Raw genomic sequence first — 15,501 nt, forward strand, 5'->3', positions numbered from 1 at the left:
ATATGTATAAAGAGCAATAAGAAATCCCTATATCTTGACGATATAGGGATTATCATTTACACAATTAAGCGGAAAGAGGGGTTTATGAACCAAACTCTTCTAACTCGTTGTAATTAAATGTTCTATCAATTTTGACAAATCAGTAGTGTAGCATTTTTGTAGCAGTATTTTGACCGCTTGATGACTACCATTCTGACTACCTTTTGAAAGCACAACTGCTCTCTTTGCTTCGGTACAAAGGTATATAAAATTGTACTAACCTCCAAATCTTTGTACCATAAATATTTAGAGATTTTACTGCTACACATTCCAGTGCAAGGTGCAAGCCCTTATATATAAGGGGTCTTGCACCTTGCACTGGAGAACTTGTGTGTGACAGCCTGATATTGGTGATCTTTTATAGCTTTATCACTATAAAAGGTAAATTATGTTATTATTTATTTCTATATAAGTTTACTATATTTATCTTATGAGTGATATAGATACCCTTTGCATCCGCCACCAAACAAAAAATTGCATCTGGTGCATGACGACTTGCAGAGGGTACATAAACTTGCGTGTGACGGGTTGCTCATGCCAAGATGTTTCTATAACTTTATGTTTATGAAAGAGTTACTGGAATTTCTTCGAAATGAGAGATTGAACAAACATCTAAAACAGGCGTATATAGCTGAGAAATTGGGAGTTGATGAAAGTACAATATCCCGATGGGAGTCTGGTCAGATTACAATGGATTTTCTCCAAATAGTAAACTATGCGACTGTTTTGGAGATAAATGTTTATGAGATGTTTGCATATCTCGCAAGTAATGGACAAGATCTTCCCAGATCTATTGCAGAAGTACACGTTGAGGTGTATACAAAAGAAGCCTACAACTCTCTTATGCAATACCTTGCAAATTCTGGGATGGATATAACAATTAAAAGCACCAAGTTGAAAAGATGGAAATAATCGCAGTAGAAAGCCAAGCCTATCAGGAACTGATAGACAAGCTCAATCGTATTGAGCAGTATGTTGAGCGCACCTCCCGTCTTATTCAAGACATTGATGACGAGCTGGAGATGACAACCAAAGACCTTATCGGGGCTCTGAATGTTTCAGAGTCCACCCTTTATAGCTGGCGCAAGAAACAGTTGGTACGGTATCGCTACACGGAAGGTGGCGATGTACGCTACTTCTTCAAGTCTATCGTGATAGCCACGAAATGTAACCGGCTCCGCGTATCAGGTATGAGAAACGACGAGGTTCTTGGTCGGCTCAACCGTTTCAAGGACAATCTCATCATGAGTTCATGTCTTAACCCTAAAAACCGACAATTATGATAGAAAAGGAACAGATTCTTTTGCTAACACAAGGAGGTCTGAATGTGTTTTCCCATTTTCTCGGCTTTGAGGTAAACCTTCATCGCAACTTCCGAAGCCCTTTCTATGACGATAGGCGGGCTTCCTGCCATATCTACTACGACAGGAAAACTTCTTCTTACAAATTCTATGATCATGGCGATACCACCTATTCAGGGGATTGCTTCTGGTTTGTGGCAACCCTCCGTAATTTGAACCTGAAAACAAGTTTTCCCGAAGTATTGGAAACGATTGTACAAGAACTTGGATTGTATTCTTTATGTGATGGTGAAAAGCATAGCAGCCATATCACGTCAGCATATAAAAATCCAATCGTTCCCATTCCCAAGGCTGATACAACCAAGTGTACGGAAGAACGCCCATACAGTTTCGAGATACAGCCATTTGACGATGGGTTGCTGAACTATTGGGCGCATTACGGAATCCATGAAGATACACTCCGTCGCTTTCGTGTACGGAGTCTTAAGCGGTATGAGAGCGTATCAGCCGAAGGTAAGAAGTTTGAGCTTCATAGTTCGCCGACAGAACCGATATTCGCCTATATTGGAAATGGCTATGTCAAGATATATCGCCCTCACAGTCCGAAAATCCGCTTTCTCTATGGCGGGCGGATGCCTATGACCTATTGTTTCGGCATGGAGCAGATTCCCACCAAAGGAGATATGCTCTTTATTACAGGTGGGGAAAAAGATGTACTCTCGTTGTATGCGCACGGGTTCAATGCAATCTGCTTCAACAGTGAAACGGCACAAATACCGGAAAGCATCATAGAGAGCCTTCAACTTCGCTTTCGGCATATCATACTCTTGTATGATGCAGATGAGACGGGTGTGCGGGAAATGTATAGACAAGCTGAACATTTGGCAGAATACAAGGTTTTGAATCTTACACTCCCACTTAGTGGAACCAAGACGGAAAAGGACATTTCTGATTTCTTTGCCTTAGGCAACGGGGCGAAGGAACTGAAAGAACTGCTTGCCAAGATGTTTACAGACCTATATAGCCAAACCATGATGATGCTTCGCTCCTGTGAGATTGACTACGACAATCCACCGGATATTTCCAAGACTGTGGTGGCAGTGAATGGTGTCCCTTTGGGAACGCAGGACAATCTGTTCTGCATTACTGGAGGTGAGGGTACAGGCAAGAGCAACTATGTAGGAGCCATCCTTGCCGGAGCTTTGGGGAATGAACGGCTGCCTATAGAGAAAACCTTGGGATTGGAGATTACTGCCAATCCCAAAGGCTTGGCAGTCCTGCATTATGATACGGAACAGTCCGAGGCTCAACTGCACAAAAACTTGGGCAAGACTTTGCGCAGGGCTTCATTGACGGCAGTACCGGAGTTTTTCCATTCCCTGTATCTTGCTTCGCTGTCCCGCAAAGACCGCTTGAAACTTATCCGTGAGAGTATGGATTTGTTTCATCATAAACATGGTGGCATTCACCTTGTGGTAATCGATGGCATTGCCGACTTGATACGTTCTGCCAATGATGAAACAGAAAGTATTGCCATTGTGGATGAGCTTTACCGCTTGGCAGGGATTTATAATACCTGTATCATCTGCGTGCTTCACTTTGTGCCTAACGGCATTAAGCTGCGCGGGCATATCGGCTCGGAACTTCAACGCAAGGCGGCAGGTATTCTCTCCATTGAGAAAGATGACAATCCCGAATACTCTGTGGTGAAGGTATTGAAAGTCCGTGACGGAAGCCCGTTGGACGTACCGATGATGCTTTTCGGCTGGGATAAGGCTGAGGACATGCACGTCTACCGTGGGGAAAAATCCAAGGAAGACAAGGAAAGACGCAAGACCGATGAACTTATCGGTGTTGTCAGAGAGGCTTTCAGAAAAAACCTCAAGCTCACTTACCAAGAACTTTGCGAGGTCTTGATGTGCGAAATGGAAATCAAGGACAGAACCGCAAAGAAATACATCGCCTACATGAAAGAACAACGTATCTTAGCACAAGATACCAATGGCAACTATCAAAAAGGAGAACTATGTCGTACTTAGAACATCATACAGAAAATACATGGCAGAAACGATTGTTTGAAAAGCTGATGAGTGTCGAGGACAAACTCGACCGTCTGCTTGTCCTGCAAGAGCAATCCGTTGACACGACTGTCCATCCGCCCTTGAAACCAGAATACTTGGACATCATTGATGTATCCAAGATTCTGAAAGTGGAGCAAAAGACCATCTACAACTGGGTTTGGGCAGGGAAAATCCCCTATCTCAAGGCTAATGGTCGGTTGCTGTTTCTTCGGAAAGAGATAGATGAAATGGTACAAAAGCGTGAAGAATGGTAGTATATTCCCATCAACTGGAAGATTAAATATAGATTTTCTTCCCGGATTTTTTGGTTTATGCAGAAAATGCATTATCTTTGCCGTTGGAATTTTTTGAAGAATTTCCAACATGCGTATGAATGAGCAGACCCTTAGACAACAAATTCTATCTTCTGAGAACGACACCATCTTCTTCAGAAATGATTTTCCGCAGTATCATCCCGAGTCAGTTGGTCGTATTTTGACGGACTTAACTGAAAAAGGAGAACTCGTACGAATTTCCTCGGGCATTTATGTGAAGCCTAGAATGAGTAGGTTCGGCCCCATTATGCCATCAATAGAACATATTGTCAAGGCTATTTCCATACGAGATAAAGCCCAGATACTCCCATCTGGCGAGACAGCATTGAATGCTTTGGGACTTTCTACTCAGGTGCCAATGTCTTATTCGTTCCTGACTACAGGAAGTGCACGGAAACTGGCTATCGGGAAGCGACAAGTTACATTAAAGCGTGGAGTTCCTCGCAATTTTGCGTATAAGACACAGCTTATAGCCTTAATTGTTCAAGCCCTTAGATGTCTGGGAGAGCCTAATGTCAGTCCAAAAGAACTGGAGCAAATACAAAGATTGGTAATCAAAGAATCCGATAGACAGGCTCTAATCTGTGATGTGCAGATAATGCCGGGATGGATGAAAAGGATTATCAAGCCTATGATTAAATAAAATATGAAACTTTGGATAAACAATACTTTGGAGGATCGGCTGGCAATGCTCCAACAGACAGAGGAAACTCACTCTGGGGTCAATCAATCAGCAATAGAAAAAGATTGGTGGGTAACAGTAGCCCTGCATGCACTGTTCCAATGCTCTTGTGCTCCCGCACTTATTTTTAAGGGAGGCACTTCACTGTCAAAAGGGTTCAACCTCATTGAACGGTTCTCAGAAGACATAGACTTGGCTATTCACCGTTCATTCTTTGGAATTGACAAGACAAACAAGAGCCAGCGTGAGAAACTCCGTAAATTATCAAGGTCTTTTATACATGAAGATTTGTCGAAGCAATTAGACAAGCAGCTTCAGAATATGGGAGTTACCGGTTATCGAATTGAGAATGTAACTTACCGGCAAAGTCAAGAAGGAAAGTTGATTCCTATCGATAGTGATAAAGATCCTACGGTGATATTTTTGCATTATGACAGCATTATCAAGGATATGATAGATTACATCCCTGCCCGTGTGAAGATTGAAATAAGTTGTCTCTCCATGGATGAGCCTACAGAGAAATGTAACATACAATCATTGATAAGCGAAAGCTTCCCCGATGAAGATAAGATGTCATCTGTCATAAGAACCGTACTGCCTACTCGCACATTTCTTGAAAAAATCTTTCTACTAGCAGAAGAATTCCAAAAAGAGCATCCAAGACATGTACGTATGAGTCGACATTTATACGACCTTGAGCGAATTATGGATACCATATATGGACAAGATGCTATTGCCGATCGTCAGCTATATGATGCCATCGTTAAACATCGCCGTACATTTTATGCGTTAAAGTATGTGGACTACGACAAACATTCTCCCAGTACCATTTCGTTTGTCCCTCCAACTGAAGCTATTGTAGAGTGGGAGAAAGACTATGACAATATGTGCAAGCACTTCTTTTATGGCTCCACACTTCCTTTTGACAAGTTGTTAAAGCGTATAGCAGAACTGCAGGATAGGATTAAAAAAACTGCGTATGTCTAATTATTTGGTAGTTAGAAAAAGCGTCGAGCAGGTCTTCTTGCTCGACGCTTTTTTATCGCCATTTCGGTTTAGAGATAATCACCCGACTCATCACATCATCATGACTTTCAATCCTTTCCTTTGGAGCATGTGTGAGAGATTGAGTCTTTACCTTTTGTGTGGGAGACTCTTCTATTGAATCTTGCTTAATTTCTTGTGATAAAACGCTTTGTTCATTTTCCTTTTCCGCTTCTTCTTGTTCTTCTGGCGGTGCAAGCGTAAGCGCAATCTTTCTATCCAACTCAGCAGCTTCACTTTTAAGTGAGCGAAGCTCGTCCTCTTTCTTCCAAGAACTGTTGGCAATGTTGGTGTAAACGTCTTTGTTAGCCACAACCTTTGCCATTTCCTTCTCATGCGACTCTATTACCTTTGGAATACGTTCCAAAGCATTAACGAAGTTCTGGCAGGCAAGTTTCGGGTCTGTTGCCAACTTACCGTTATTGTAAGTGTAGTAGATAGACTCCTGCCCTTTCACAAAGAAGCGGTTCACCGAGCAGTCGAACAAGTCCTTGGAAGTGCTCTCTGTCTTGACCATTATGGAAAAACCATAAACTTCACCGATTTTGTTGTACTCTCCTTTGGTGCGTGCTTTTTCGTCTATCTCCTGCAGACGTGCGGCAATGGCCTTGATGTCTGTACTGTCTTCCACACCTTTGATTATTAGTTTATTGATGGGCTGTCCATCGGCATCACGCTCCACACGCTTCTCAAAGAGAGCTAAGTCAGACTGTGCCTCTTTAATTTTGTCTGTATGGAAGGACACGGAACTCTCAATCTCTGCCAACTTGCCGTTTGCGGCATCACGCTCACGGAGGAAGTTCTTGCGCTCTGATTCCAAGGTGGTAATCTTCTTATCCAATCTTGCTTTCTCTAAAAGGTCGGTATTACCTGAAAGCACTGCTACATACTCGGAGAAGTTCATGCCGCTGTCCTCATCCATTGAACCCTCATCAATGGTACGACTGCCAAGCGTGTTTGTCTTTAGCTGATTGATGAAGAGCTGCTTGTTATGCAGCAAATTGAACTTATAACTGTCCAAAGAACGCTCTACAGCGTAGATAATCACATCGACCTTGTTGTCCGCAAACTCTTTGGCGATAAGGTTTCCCTTGCGCACGGCTCGTCCGTTGCGTTGCTCTAAGTCCGAAGGTCGCCAAGGCGTGTCCAAATGATGGACCGTCACGGCACGTTGCTGGGCATTCACACCAGTACCCAACATAGAGGTAGAACCGAAGATAATGCGAATGTCACCACGGTTCATGGCATCTACCATCGCTTTCTTTGCCTTCTCGTTCTTGCACTCCTGAATGAAGTGTATCTCGTAGGACGGGATATGATAGTCTTCTACCAGCTTACGCTTGATTTCCGAATAGACATTGAAGTCTCCACCGGGCTTATAAGTACCTAAATCAGAGAAAACGAACTGCGTTCCTTTCTGTGCGTCGAACTTTTGGTAATAGTCATTGAGCATCTTAGCACAGTGACTTGCCTTGTTGTCGATATGATCTGAGTAAGCATTTTCATCTATCATGCGTAAATCAAGGCTCATCTTGCGGGCATAATCAGTCATTAAAAATTAAGGGAAACAAAGGGAAACGCAGGGAATGTAACTATTTGAAATAATATCATTTAGCATTTTCTTACTATTTTGAGGGTAAGCAAGAACGAGCATCAAACGGCAGGAGTTCCGTTACCAAATCGTAACCCATCAGGGAAAAAGCAAAAAGGGGTTACGAATTGAATGTAAACAACTGTGTCATAGGTTTTTATTCTTCATCTTTCATTTTTCTGCATCGCTCAGGAATACTTGTTCGTATGTACCTTTGCAAGCAAAGGAAATTTTGAAAAAACGACAGAAAAAAATGAAGGAAAACAAACTCAAAGTATCGTTCTTCGTTCAGGCGAAACGAACCGACAAGAAAGGACTTGTGCCTGTCATCGGGCGCATCTCCGTTGGCAGAACCCATTCGGGCTTCTCCACCAAATGCAAAACTCCGCTCGCTCTTTGGGACAGTCGTAAGCAAAGGCTTATCGGCAAGAGTAGCATGGCTGTGTCCGTCAATCAGAAACTCGGTGAATGCACCGCACTCATCCACGCACGCTTTCATGAACTCTGTGAAAGAGAAGAATCTTTTACCGCCACAGACGTGAGGGATGCCTATCAGGGGCAAATCCACCGTCAGGCCTTGCTCTTGGAGAGTTTTGGGGAGTATCTCACACAGACAAAGGAACGTGTCGGTATCGACCGAGCCTTAAAGACGTTCAAACTCCGTACCTACCAACTCTCCCTGCTTCGTGAGTATGTGCAGAAGAAGCACAAGGTAAGCGACGTTCCCCTTTCACAGTTGGACAAAGCCTTTATCGAGGGCTTCGAGTATTATCTCACTATTGACCGCAAACTGAAACGCAGCAGCATATCGAGTACCGTGTCTACTTTGCAGACCATCGTCCGCATGGCGGTGAAGAAAGGTGTGCTGGACTTCTATCCGTTCTTGGGCTACAGTTACGAGCGACCAAAGGGCGAACCGAGAAGCATTACGCAGGAAGAACTTGAGCGCATCATCGACTTGGAGATTGAGTGGGAGAACTACCGCATTGTCCGTGATCTCTTTGTCTTTTCCTGCTTCACAGGTCTGGCAATCTCAGATGTCCGCAATCTCAGAGAGGAAAACATCGTCCTTGAAGAGGGTGAACTCTGCATCAAGGGCAGACGCATGAAGACCAAGACCCCGTATCGTGTACAGGTACTTCCTCCTGCTCTGGAAATTATGAATCGCTATAGAGGCATAAGGGCAGGTTTTGTTTTTGACGTGCCGACTACCGACATTATCCTCAATGGCATGCACCACATACAGAGAAACATCGGGATGAAAACTCCGCTGACCTTTCACATGGCTCGCCACACCTTTGCATCGCTCATCACACTCTCGGCGGGTGTACCTATAGAAACGGTGAGCCGTATGCTCGGACACACAAATTTGAGAACAACACAAATCTATGCAGTTGTTTCCTCCGAGAGAATCCATCGGGATATGCAGAAAGTACAACAACGCATACAAGATACATTCACCTTAAAACTTTGAAATCATGGCACGAAGCACATTCAAGACACTCTTTTATATCAACCGTTCCAAAGAAAAGAAGAACGGCAAATGCCCGATTATGGGGCGCTTCACCATAGATGGTGAGCAGGTGCAATACAGCACGGGTAAGGAAATCGCTCCCGAACTTTGGGACAGCCATAAGGGACGATGCAAGGGAACAGGCGAAGAAACAAAGGTAATCAACCACTACTTACAAAGCAAAGAGGAACAAGCCAAAGCAAAGTATCAAGAATTAGTTTGGCAACGTGGCTATATCACCGCCGAGCTCCTCAAACGTGAACTCATGGAAGAAGACAAGCCCAAAGGTTTTCTTTTGGAGGAAGCACGACTTTTCATAGAGGAAAAGCGCCCATGCGTAGGACTGACGATTGCCAAGCCGACTTTTGCTAATTACATCTATGCAGCGCAGCTCATTAAGTCCTATCTGCGTGAACGCTTAGGCCAGGAAGATATTCGATACGCACAATTGGACTATGCCTTTATCGAGGGATTGGACTTCTACCTTAAATCAGAGCGCAACCTCTCCCTTGCCACCATTCAGATTGTAGTCATTTTCCTACGGAAACTCATCGGCATTGGGCAGCAGAAGAAGTACATCCGCATTGATCCCTTTGTGGACTACAAGGCGGAACTACCACACCGAACACGCAGGTATCTCACAACCGAGGAACTGCAACGAGTATTACAAACGCCCATTATTGACAAGCAGTTCGAGCGAGCAAGGCAGCTATTTCTTTTCTGTGCCTTTACTGGTCTGGCTCGTGTGGATATGCAACGGCTCAAACCGAAGCATATCATCCGTAATGCAGATGGTACAGAGGAAATCCGCATCAAGCGGCAGAAAACGGATGTGGAAGCCATAATCCCACTCTTGCCCATTGCAGGGCAAATCCTTTCGCTCTATATCAAGAACAAGAAAGCAGACGAATTGATATTCCCCAATCTCACAATTAGGAAAGCATCTTTAGCTTGTGTGAACATCGGTCAGATATGCCGAATAGAGAAAGGCTTGACCTTTCACATGGCTCGCCACACATTCTCAACCACGATTTGCCTTTCCAATGGTATTTCGATGGAAACGCTCAGCAAGATACTCGGACACAGCAATATAGGTACGACACAAATCTACGGAAAGATAACCGACCACAAGATACAGGAGGATATGACTGCACTCACAGACAGGGAGCATATTGTATTTGAGGGTTATTGTGAGTCGATAGCACGGCAGAACGTTCCATTGCAACAAGCATAAAAAGGAAGTAATTACCAAACATTTATTATTCACGATTGAAAACCAAACGATTATGAAAGAGAACAACAAACAGGAACTTTCCTACTTTCGGTTGAAATTAAGAAGTTATATGAGTGAGCATCACCCCGAAAAATTGCACGACACGGAGTTTATCACCACACGAGCAGACATGGCTCTCACTGCCTACTGCGATGCTGTAGTGCAGGGATTTACGCACCCCGAAGCGGAAAGTATGGCAAGCGAGGTTTTGTATCAAGGCTTGCACTTTTCCAAGTACGACACGCTTGTATCTGTATTGGAGAACGAGTTTGAGAGGGAACTGCCTGCACCACTCCCAGAGAAACTCGTACCTATACTGTTGTCGAACAAGGCTGTTCAAGCCACATTCGACAAGTTCGGTTTAACGGACACATTTGCTTCTGACGAGCAATACGACCGTCTTTACACCGAACTCACAGGCACAATAGTGCTGCTTACCAAGAGCAATCATTTGCCAATAATCGGTCAGACGGAGGGTGTAAGCCCAAAGGCGTTGTAAGCAAAGGCACACGCAAAGTCCCTGATGCCGTTTCTTATCGTGCAAAGGTACAACGGCAGCCTGTCTGCCCTGACAAGGTCAAGTCCTGCGGATGGAGAGAAGAATCTCCACCGCAGGATTTTTCTTTTCAAGTTGGTATTGCCATTTTCTGTATTCGTGCGGTCGTATTCATATCTCCCAACCTTGCAGGGCAGGGCTGCCGTAAGAGAGTATAGGCACGACAAGAATACGGCATACTCAGGCTCTTTGGACGCAAGGCGTAACAACCAACAACAGATAGGACAGACGATAATACGGACAATCTGTTGTTTGTACAATTTGTTGTCCTGACTATCTGTTGTCAAAACTATCTGTTGTCCTGACTATCTGTTGTCCTGACTATCTGTTGTCCTGACTATCTGTTGTCAAAACTATATATAGTCAAAATAATCTATCGATAGTTCTACATATCGATTTGTCGAACTATCGAACTGTCGAAAGAATAATTGCTATGTGATAAAAGGAACGAGCCGGCACCTCATCTCATTACCGCAATAACACAGATGGATCTCCTTTGGTCTTTTCTCTTGTTTTCTCTCTATTTCCCTGCTTATCCTCATTTCTTGCAGCGGTGCTTCCGAGGGTTTACTTTTGCACTCGATAAGTACGGCAATGGACTGCATAACAGTTTGTTTGCCGAGTAACAATAAAGTAATCAAAACAAAATCAAGGCAATGAAACTCATTATCATCGACCGTAAAGCGTGGGAGCGACACCGCTCCGAATTTGCAGACTTTATCCACAGTATCGAACAACTCATCGGCAATCCGCCCGAAAAGGACGAATGGCTCGACAACGAAGCTGTATGTCGCAGACTCGGTATCAGCAAGCGTACCCTGCAATCATACCGAGATACGGGAAAAATCCCTTTCTCAATGATTGGACACAAGTGCTATTACAAGGAGAGCGACATCACGGAGTTACTGAACGCAAACAATGAATGAATGAACTATGGCAGAGAATGAAATCATTACGCAGGAAGACCCTCAGATGCAGTTGTTTGCACAACTGATGGAGGGCATCTTAAAGAAACTGGAGCGGTATTGCGCTACCGCCCGTCCGATGTTAAGCGGAGAGGTTTACCTCACTGGCGAGGAGGTTTGCAGCCAATTACGGCTCAGCACACGCACACTCCAAGAGTACAGAAACTTAGGAACACTTCCTTTCTACAAAATCGGAGGGAAGATACTATACAAACAGAGCGACATACAAACCATGCTCGAAAGACATTATTACCCAATACACAAGAAGCCATGCCGACCATAGATGAAAAGAGAAAAGCCGTTTTAGAGCAAGCCCTTCGAGATATGAGCAATTATGGCGTTAAGCTCCGTAAGCCCGAAGATTTGCCCGATTTTGACCAGCCCGTAGATTATGAAGAGGAGAAGAAAAGATTTGAGCCTGTTAAAGTTGAGGAACAAAATGACGAGGAGAGTCACAAGGACTATTCTCAACCGTCCTATCAAAAAACAGAGTTGGCACCAACGGAAAGGGCTACTTCTACCGAAGAGAATCATCAACGAATGGGAAAAACAAGGGACAGGAAGCAATTATCCGAGTTTCAGGGGAAATATCTCCAGCCCTTTCGCAACAGCCACCGCAAAGCCGTGTATGTATCAGAGGAAACTCAACGAAAGTTGGACTTCGTGGTAAGGAAAATCGGTGAGCAGGGAGCAAGCGTTTCAGGATATGTGGAGCAGGTGCTTCGAGAACATCTCGACCAATACAAAGATGATGTGGAAAGATGGCGGAAACTCTGAAGTACTGCGTTCACGGAACACAAGCCTGTGCCGAGTTACCTCATTCGGTGAGTGCAGTAACACGGCATGGGTTTATAATCCCATTTTCTACATCAGCAAGGTGTGTCTTTGTGACACAAACTGCCGTTTGTACCACAAAGACCCTTGCCCCAAATGGGGAATAGAATCACTCCGAAGTCGTGATTAGAGAAATAAAAACAAGAGAATATGGCAAGCGATAAATCAAGGAAAAGAGTAGCGAAAAAGTATGGTGATATGCCCGACAAGTGGGACGATTGGCACGTCCGTTTACCAGACCCGAAAGACCAAATACGAGTGATAGACCTCTATCACAGGTCAGGCTCAAAATCCAAGTCCGATTTCGTGCGCGCAAGGTTATTAGGAGAGCATTTCAAGGTGATAACGGTGGATAAGTCTGCCGTGGAGTATTACCGCAAGCTCTCCGAACTCACAGCTCAAGTACATAAAATTGGCATAAACTACAATCAGGTGGTGCGCTTTCTCCACATCACCGGGAGGGGAACAACAACACAAACCCTGTTGCAGGAGCTTATCCATCTGACAAAAGAACTCACCGCCTTACAAGAACAGACGGTGAGTTTAACCATTAACTATCGAGAGAGATAAGGAATGTGTGATGGGATTATATTCCCCCAAGCATTTTTTGCAGCAGATTGCCCGATGAACTTACTATCTGAAAGTCTACCGTCTGGTTTCCCACAGATTTTATCTCAGTTACCTTGAAACGGCAAATAGCTTTCTGACGTTCAAAAGTGTCTCGGACAGGAGACAGGTCTCGTATCTGTCCTGCAAACGTTATATATGGAGATTGCAGACAAATTATTTGTCCCTTCACTTTGTTTGGGCGTTTGTTCTCAAACTTAAGCAAGATGGTTATATTCGTGCTGTCCACTGGTGTGGTTGCCGTTTTGTGTATGGTAGCCGTACCTGAATATACTTGTTTATAGGGTAGGAAATAGGCTACTGCAAAAAGACAAAGCAACACCATTCCGATGGCGGTAATGCCATAACGGATAAGCGAGGAGGGTATCTGTCCCACGATACTACGAACTTTCTCGCTGCGAAGTTCAAAACTCCGTTCCTGTTTCTTTTCCTGGTCTTCCATATCAGTTACCCAATTCTAATTGATTCTTTACTAAGGCAAAATATTTACCACGTTTAGCAGTCAGTTCCTCGTGTGTACCTACCTCTACAATTTTACCTTCATCCAAAACTACAATTTGGTCGGCATCGCGAACAGTGGAAAGGCGGTGTGCCACTACTACAACTGTTTTTCCCTTGTAGAACTCCGAGAGGTTTTCAGTAATGGCTCGTTCATTGTTGGCATCGAGGGCATTGGTGGCTTCGTCCAAGAATACGAACATCGGATTCTTATAGACTACTCTCGCAATAAGTATGCGTTGCCGTTGCCCCTGACTGATGCCCTGTCCGTCTTGTCCTATCATCGTGTTGTAAGCCAAAGGCAGGGCTTCTATATAGTCGGCTATGTTTGCTACACGGGCAGCATGACGGATACGTTCGATGTCGGGCTCATCATCAGATATGGCGATATTTCTCGCTATGGTATCGGAGAACAGATACCCCTCCTGCATCACCGCACCGCATTGACTGCGCCACCAACCGAGATTGTATTCATTTAGATTGGCATTGCCTATCTCGATGTTTCCATTCCGTGGCTCATAGAAACCCAAAAGGAGTTTTACGAGCGTGGTCTTTCCACTTCCGCTCGCTCCCACGATTGCCGTTACCTTACCGTTGGGAATAGAAAGATTGATATTCGACAGAATATTTTTCGGACTGTAGATGTCGTATTTAAAGGATAGGTCTTTTATCGTGAGGGAATGTCCCTCGGCTGTTTCGTCCGTATAGGCATTTTGTGTCTTTTCCGCATTTTCTTCGTTGGTTTCGGTATGGATTTCGTTCATGCGGTCAAGGCTGATGCTCACGTCTTGCCATGAGTAGATGAACTGGATGAGTTGTTCTACGGGGCTGTTGAGTTGCCCGATGATGTACTGTACTGCCAGCATCATACCAAGTGTCATACTGCCATGTATCACGGCAGTGGCAGCAAGTACCGTGATAAGTATGTTTTTTACCTCGTTGATGGTAATGCTTCCGGCTTGTTGTACTTGCTGAAGATTGAGTGATTGCAGATTAACTTTGAATAAATCGGCTTGCACATCCTCCCACTCCCAGCGTTTTCGCTGCTCACACCCTTGCAACTTGATTTCCTGCATACCGCCTATGAGTTGGTAGGTAACGTTGCGGTTACGACCAGCCTGCTCGAAATACTTATAGTCCAGCTGTCTGCGTTTTTTTAGAAAGAGGATAATCCAGCCTGCGTAAAGCGATGTCCCAAACAAGAAGACAAGGAAGATGCCGAGATTATAGATAGCAAGGACGACACCGAAGACCAGAAATGTGAAGAAAGAGAAGAGCAGACTTAGACTGCTTGAGGTAAGGAACTGCTCCACACGGCGATGATCTTCAATGCGTTGCAAAAGGTCGCCCATCAATTTGGTGTCGAAGAACTTCATCGGCAGTTTCATCAATTTGATGAAGAAATCCGATATGAGCGAGATGTTGATACGTGTGGAGATGTGCAGGAGTATTTTGGAGCGGATAAAGTCGATGGCAGTACGGCTGAAGAGGAGCATCGTCTCCGCCAACAGCACTAACCACACAAAGCCGATGTCCTTTCCTCCGATACCCGTATCTACTATAGCTTGTGTCAAGAAAGGAAAGATAAGCTGCAGGAGCGAGCCGAGCAACAAGCCGAGTATCAACTGCGTAAAGAAACGCTTGTACTTCTTTAGGTAGTTCCAAAGAAACTTTACTCGGTTTTGCGTGGGGATTGTCTCCTCACTCTTTTGAGCGTAGAATTGCTCCGTTGGCTCAAGGAGCAGGGCTATGCCTTTTTCTTCACCACCAGTCTTGGTGCTTACCCAATGCTCGCAGAATTCCTCTTTCGTATAGGTTACAAGTCCTTTGCCTGGGTCTGCTACATAGACCGAATATCTACCCTTGCGATGCTTTTTTATCTTATAGACAACAACAAAATGATTCTGATTCCAATGGACGATACAAGGCATCGGAGCCTCTTGGGATAGCATTTCAAAACTCAAACGTCCTCCAATAGTCTTGAAGCCGATGGTTTCTGCTGCCTTGCTAATACCTAACAAAGACACTCCGTCTTTGCCTAAGGAACAGATTTCCCGTAATTGTTCCCTTTCAACTTTCCGACCATAATGTTTGGCTATTATCGCCAAACAAGAGGGACCGCAATCCATTGCATCTTGTTGTTTAATATATATCATAATGATGAATACAATAATAACTTGTTA

16 protein-coding genes and 1 pseudogene are annotated in these 15,501 nt (G+C 44.3%); 13 read left to right on the plus strand and 4 right to left on the minus strand.

The window, feature by feature from the left end; genetic code table 11:
* The first annotated feature begins 603 nt into the window (after nt 1-603).
* From F0475_RS02485 to F0475_RS02510, 6 genes are all read left to right on the plus strand, one after another.
* Nucleotides 604-951 carry a helix-turn-helix domain-containing protein gene (locus F0475_RS02485; protein WP_036918067.1) on the plus strand — a complete coding sequence of 116 codons (348 nt, stop codon included), beginning with the start codon at nt 604-606 and terminating at the stop codon, nt 949-951.
* On the plus strand, nt 942-1,322 hold the full coding sequence (locus F0475_RS02490; RefSeq protein WP_155715247.1) for a DNA-binding protein: 381 nt from the start codon (nt 942-944) through the stop codon (nt 1,320-1,322). The genes F0475_RS02485 and F0475_RS02490 overlap by 10 nt, the downstream gene beginning before the upstream one ends.
* Complete coding sequence (locus F0475_RS02495) at nt 1,319-3,379, plus strand: bifunctional DNA primase/helicase (protein ID WP_155715248.1); 2,061 nt, start codon at nt 1,319-1,321, stop codon at nt 3,377-3,379. The genes F0475_RS02490 and F0475_RS02495 overlap by 4 nt, the downstream gene beginning before the upstream one ends.
* A complete protein-coding gene (locus tag F0475_RS02500) occupies nt 3,367-3,675 on the plus strand; it encodes a helix-turn-helix domain-containing protein (protein WP_155715249.1) in 309 nt (102 codons plus the stop codon). The genes F0475_RS02495 and F0475_RS02500 overlap by 13 nt, the downstream gene beginning before the upstream one ends.
* 115 nt (nt 3,676-3,790) lie before the next feature.
* The gene (locus F0475_RS02505; protein ID WP_234422936.1) at nt 3,791-4,378 is read left to right on the plus strand and encodes a DUF6088 family protein; all 588 of its coding nucleotides are present in this window, start codon (nt 3,791-3,793) and stop codon (nt 4,376-4,378) included.
* A gap of 3 nt (nt 4,379-4,381) precedes the next feature.
* Nucleotides 4,382-5,404: a nucleotidyl transferase AbiEii/AbiGii toxin family protein gene (locus F0475_RS02510; protein ID WP_155715251.1), complete on the plus strand. Its 1,023-nt coding sequence runs from the start codon at nt 4,382-4,384 to the stop codon at nt 5,402-5,404.
* Nucleotides 5,405-5,456: 52 nt separating this feature from the next.
* Here the strand turns inward: F0475_RS02510 and F0475_RS02515 are convergent.
* Nucleotides 5,457-7,016: pseudogene (locus F0475_RS02515) on the minus strand (helicase-related protein); the annotation flags it as partial.
* 289 nt (nt 7,017-7,305) lie between these two features.
* On the opposite strand from F0475_RS02515, the gene F0475_RS02520 reads away from it, so the two are divergent.
* The 3 genes from F0475_RS02520 to F0475_RS02530 are packed head-to-tail and all read left to right on the plus strand — an operon-like array spanning nt 7,306 to nt 10,337.
* Complete coding sequence (locus F0475_RS02520) at nt 7,306-8,526, plus strand: site-specific integrase (RefSeq protein ID WP_155715253.1); 1,221 nt, start codon at nt 7,306-7,308, stop codon at nt 8,524-8,526.
* A 4-nt stretch (nt 8,527-8,530) separates the two neighbouring features.
* Nucleotides 8,531-9,799, plus strand: a complete 1,269-nt coding sequence (locus F0475_RS02525; protein ID WP_155715254.1) for a site-specific integrase — start codon at nt 8,531-8,533, stop codon at nt 9,797-9,799.
* Between the two features lie 52 nt (nt 9,800-9,851).
* Complete coding sequence (locus tag F0475_RS02530) at nt 9,852-10,337, plus strand: DUF1896 domain-containing protein (RefSeq protein WP_155715255.1); 486 nt, start codon at nt 9,852-9,854, stop codon at nt 10,335-10,337.
* Here the strand turns inward: F0475_RS02530 and F0475_RS11705 are convergent.
* A complete protein-coding gene (locus tag F0475_RS11705) occupies nt 10,304-10,681 on the minus strand; it encodes a hypothetical protein (RefSeq protein WP_199879776.1) in 378 nt (125 codons plus the stop codon). The genes F0475_RS02530 and F0475_RS11705 overlap by 34 nt on opposite strands.
* A gap of 369 nt (nt 10,682-11,050) precedes the next feature.
* Here F0475_RS11705 and F0475_RS02540 point away from each other — a divergent pair, with 369 nt between their 5' ends.
* From F0475_RS02540 to F0475_RS02555, 4 genes are all read left to right on the plus strand, one after another.
* Nucleotides 11,051-11,320, plus strand: coding sequence for a helix-turn-helix domain-containing protein (locus tag F0475_RS02540; RefSeq protein WP_155715257.1), 270 nt, complete (start codon nt 11,051-11,053; stop codon nt 11,318-11,320).
* 7 nt (nt 11,321-11,327) lie between these two features.
* The gene (locus F0475_RS02545; protein ID WP_155715258.1) at nt 11,328-11,642 is read left to right on the plus strand and encodes a helix-turn-helix domain-containing protein; all 315 of its coding nucleotides are present in this window, start codon (nt 11,328-11,330) and stop codon (nt 11,640-11,642) included.
* Nucleotides 11,630-12,136 (plus strand): DUF3408 domain-containing protein, encoded by a 507-nt coding sequence (locus F0475_RS02550; protein ID WP_155715259.1) that lies wholly within the window; start codon nt 11,630-11,632, stop codon nt 12,134-12,136. Before F0475_RS02545 ends, F0475_RS02550 begins: the two co-directional genes overlap by 13 nt.
* 207 nt (nt 12,137-12,343) lie before the next feature.
* The gene (locus F0475_RS02555) at nt 12,344-12,763 is read left to right on the plus strand and encodes a plasmid mobilization protein (protein WP_088439430.1); all 420 of its coding nucleotides are present in this window, start codon (nt 12,344-12,346) and stop codon (nt 12,761-12,763) included.
* A gap of 16 nt (nt 12,764-12,779) precedes the next feature.
* On the opposite strand, the gene F0475_RS02560 is transcribed toward F0475_RS02555, so the two are convergent.
* Together F0475_RS02560 and F0475_RS02565 are read right to left on the minus strand one after the other, a co-directional pair.
* Nucleotides 12,780-13,262, minus strand: coding sequence for a hypothetical protein (locus tag F0475_RS02560; RefSeq protein ID WP_088439428.1), 483 nt, complete (start codon nt 13,260-13,262; stop codon nt 12,780-12,782).
* Nucleotide 13,263: 1 nt separating this feature from the next.
* Nucleotides 13,264-15,474, minus strand: coding sequence for a peptidase domain-containing ABC transporter (locus F0475_RS02565; protein ID WP_155715260.1), 2,211 nt, complete (start codon nt 15,472-15,474; stop codon nt 13,264-13,266).
* Nucleotides 15,475-15,501: the final 27 nt, after the last annotated feature.

The organism is Prevotella vespertina, assembly GCF_009728485.1.
Taxonomy (GTDB): domain Bacteria; phylum Bacteroidota; class Bacteroidia; order Bacteroidales; family Bacteroidaceae; genus Prevotella; species Prevotella vespertina.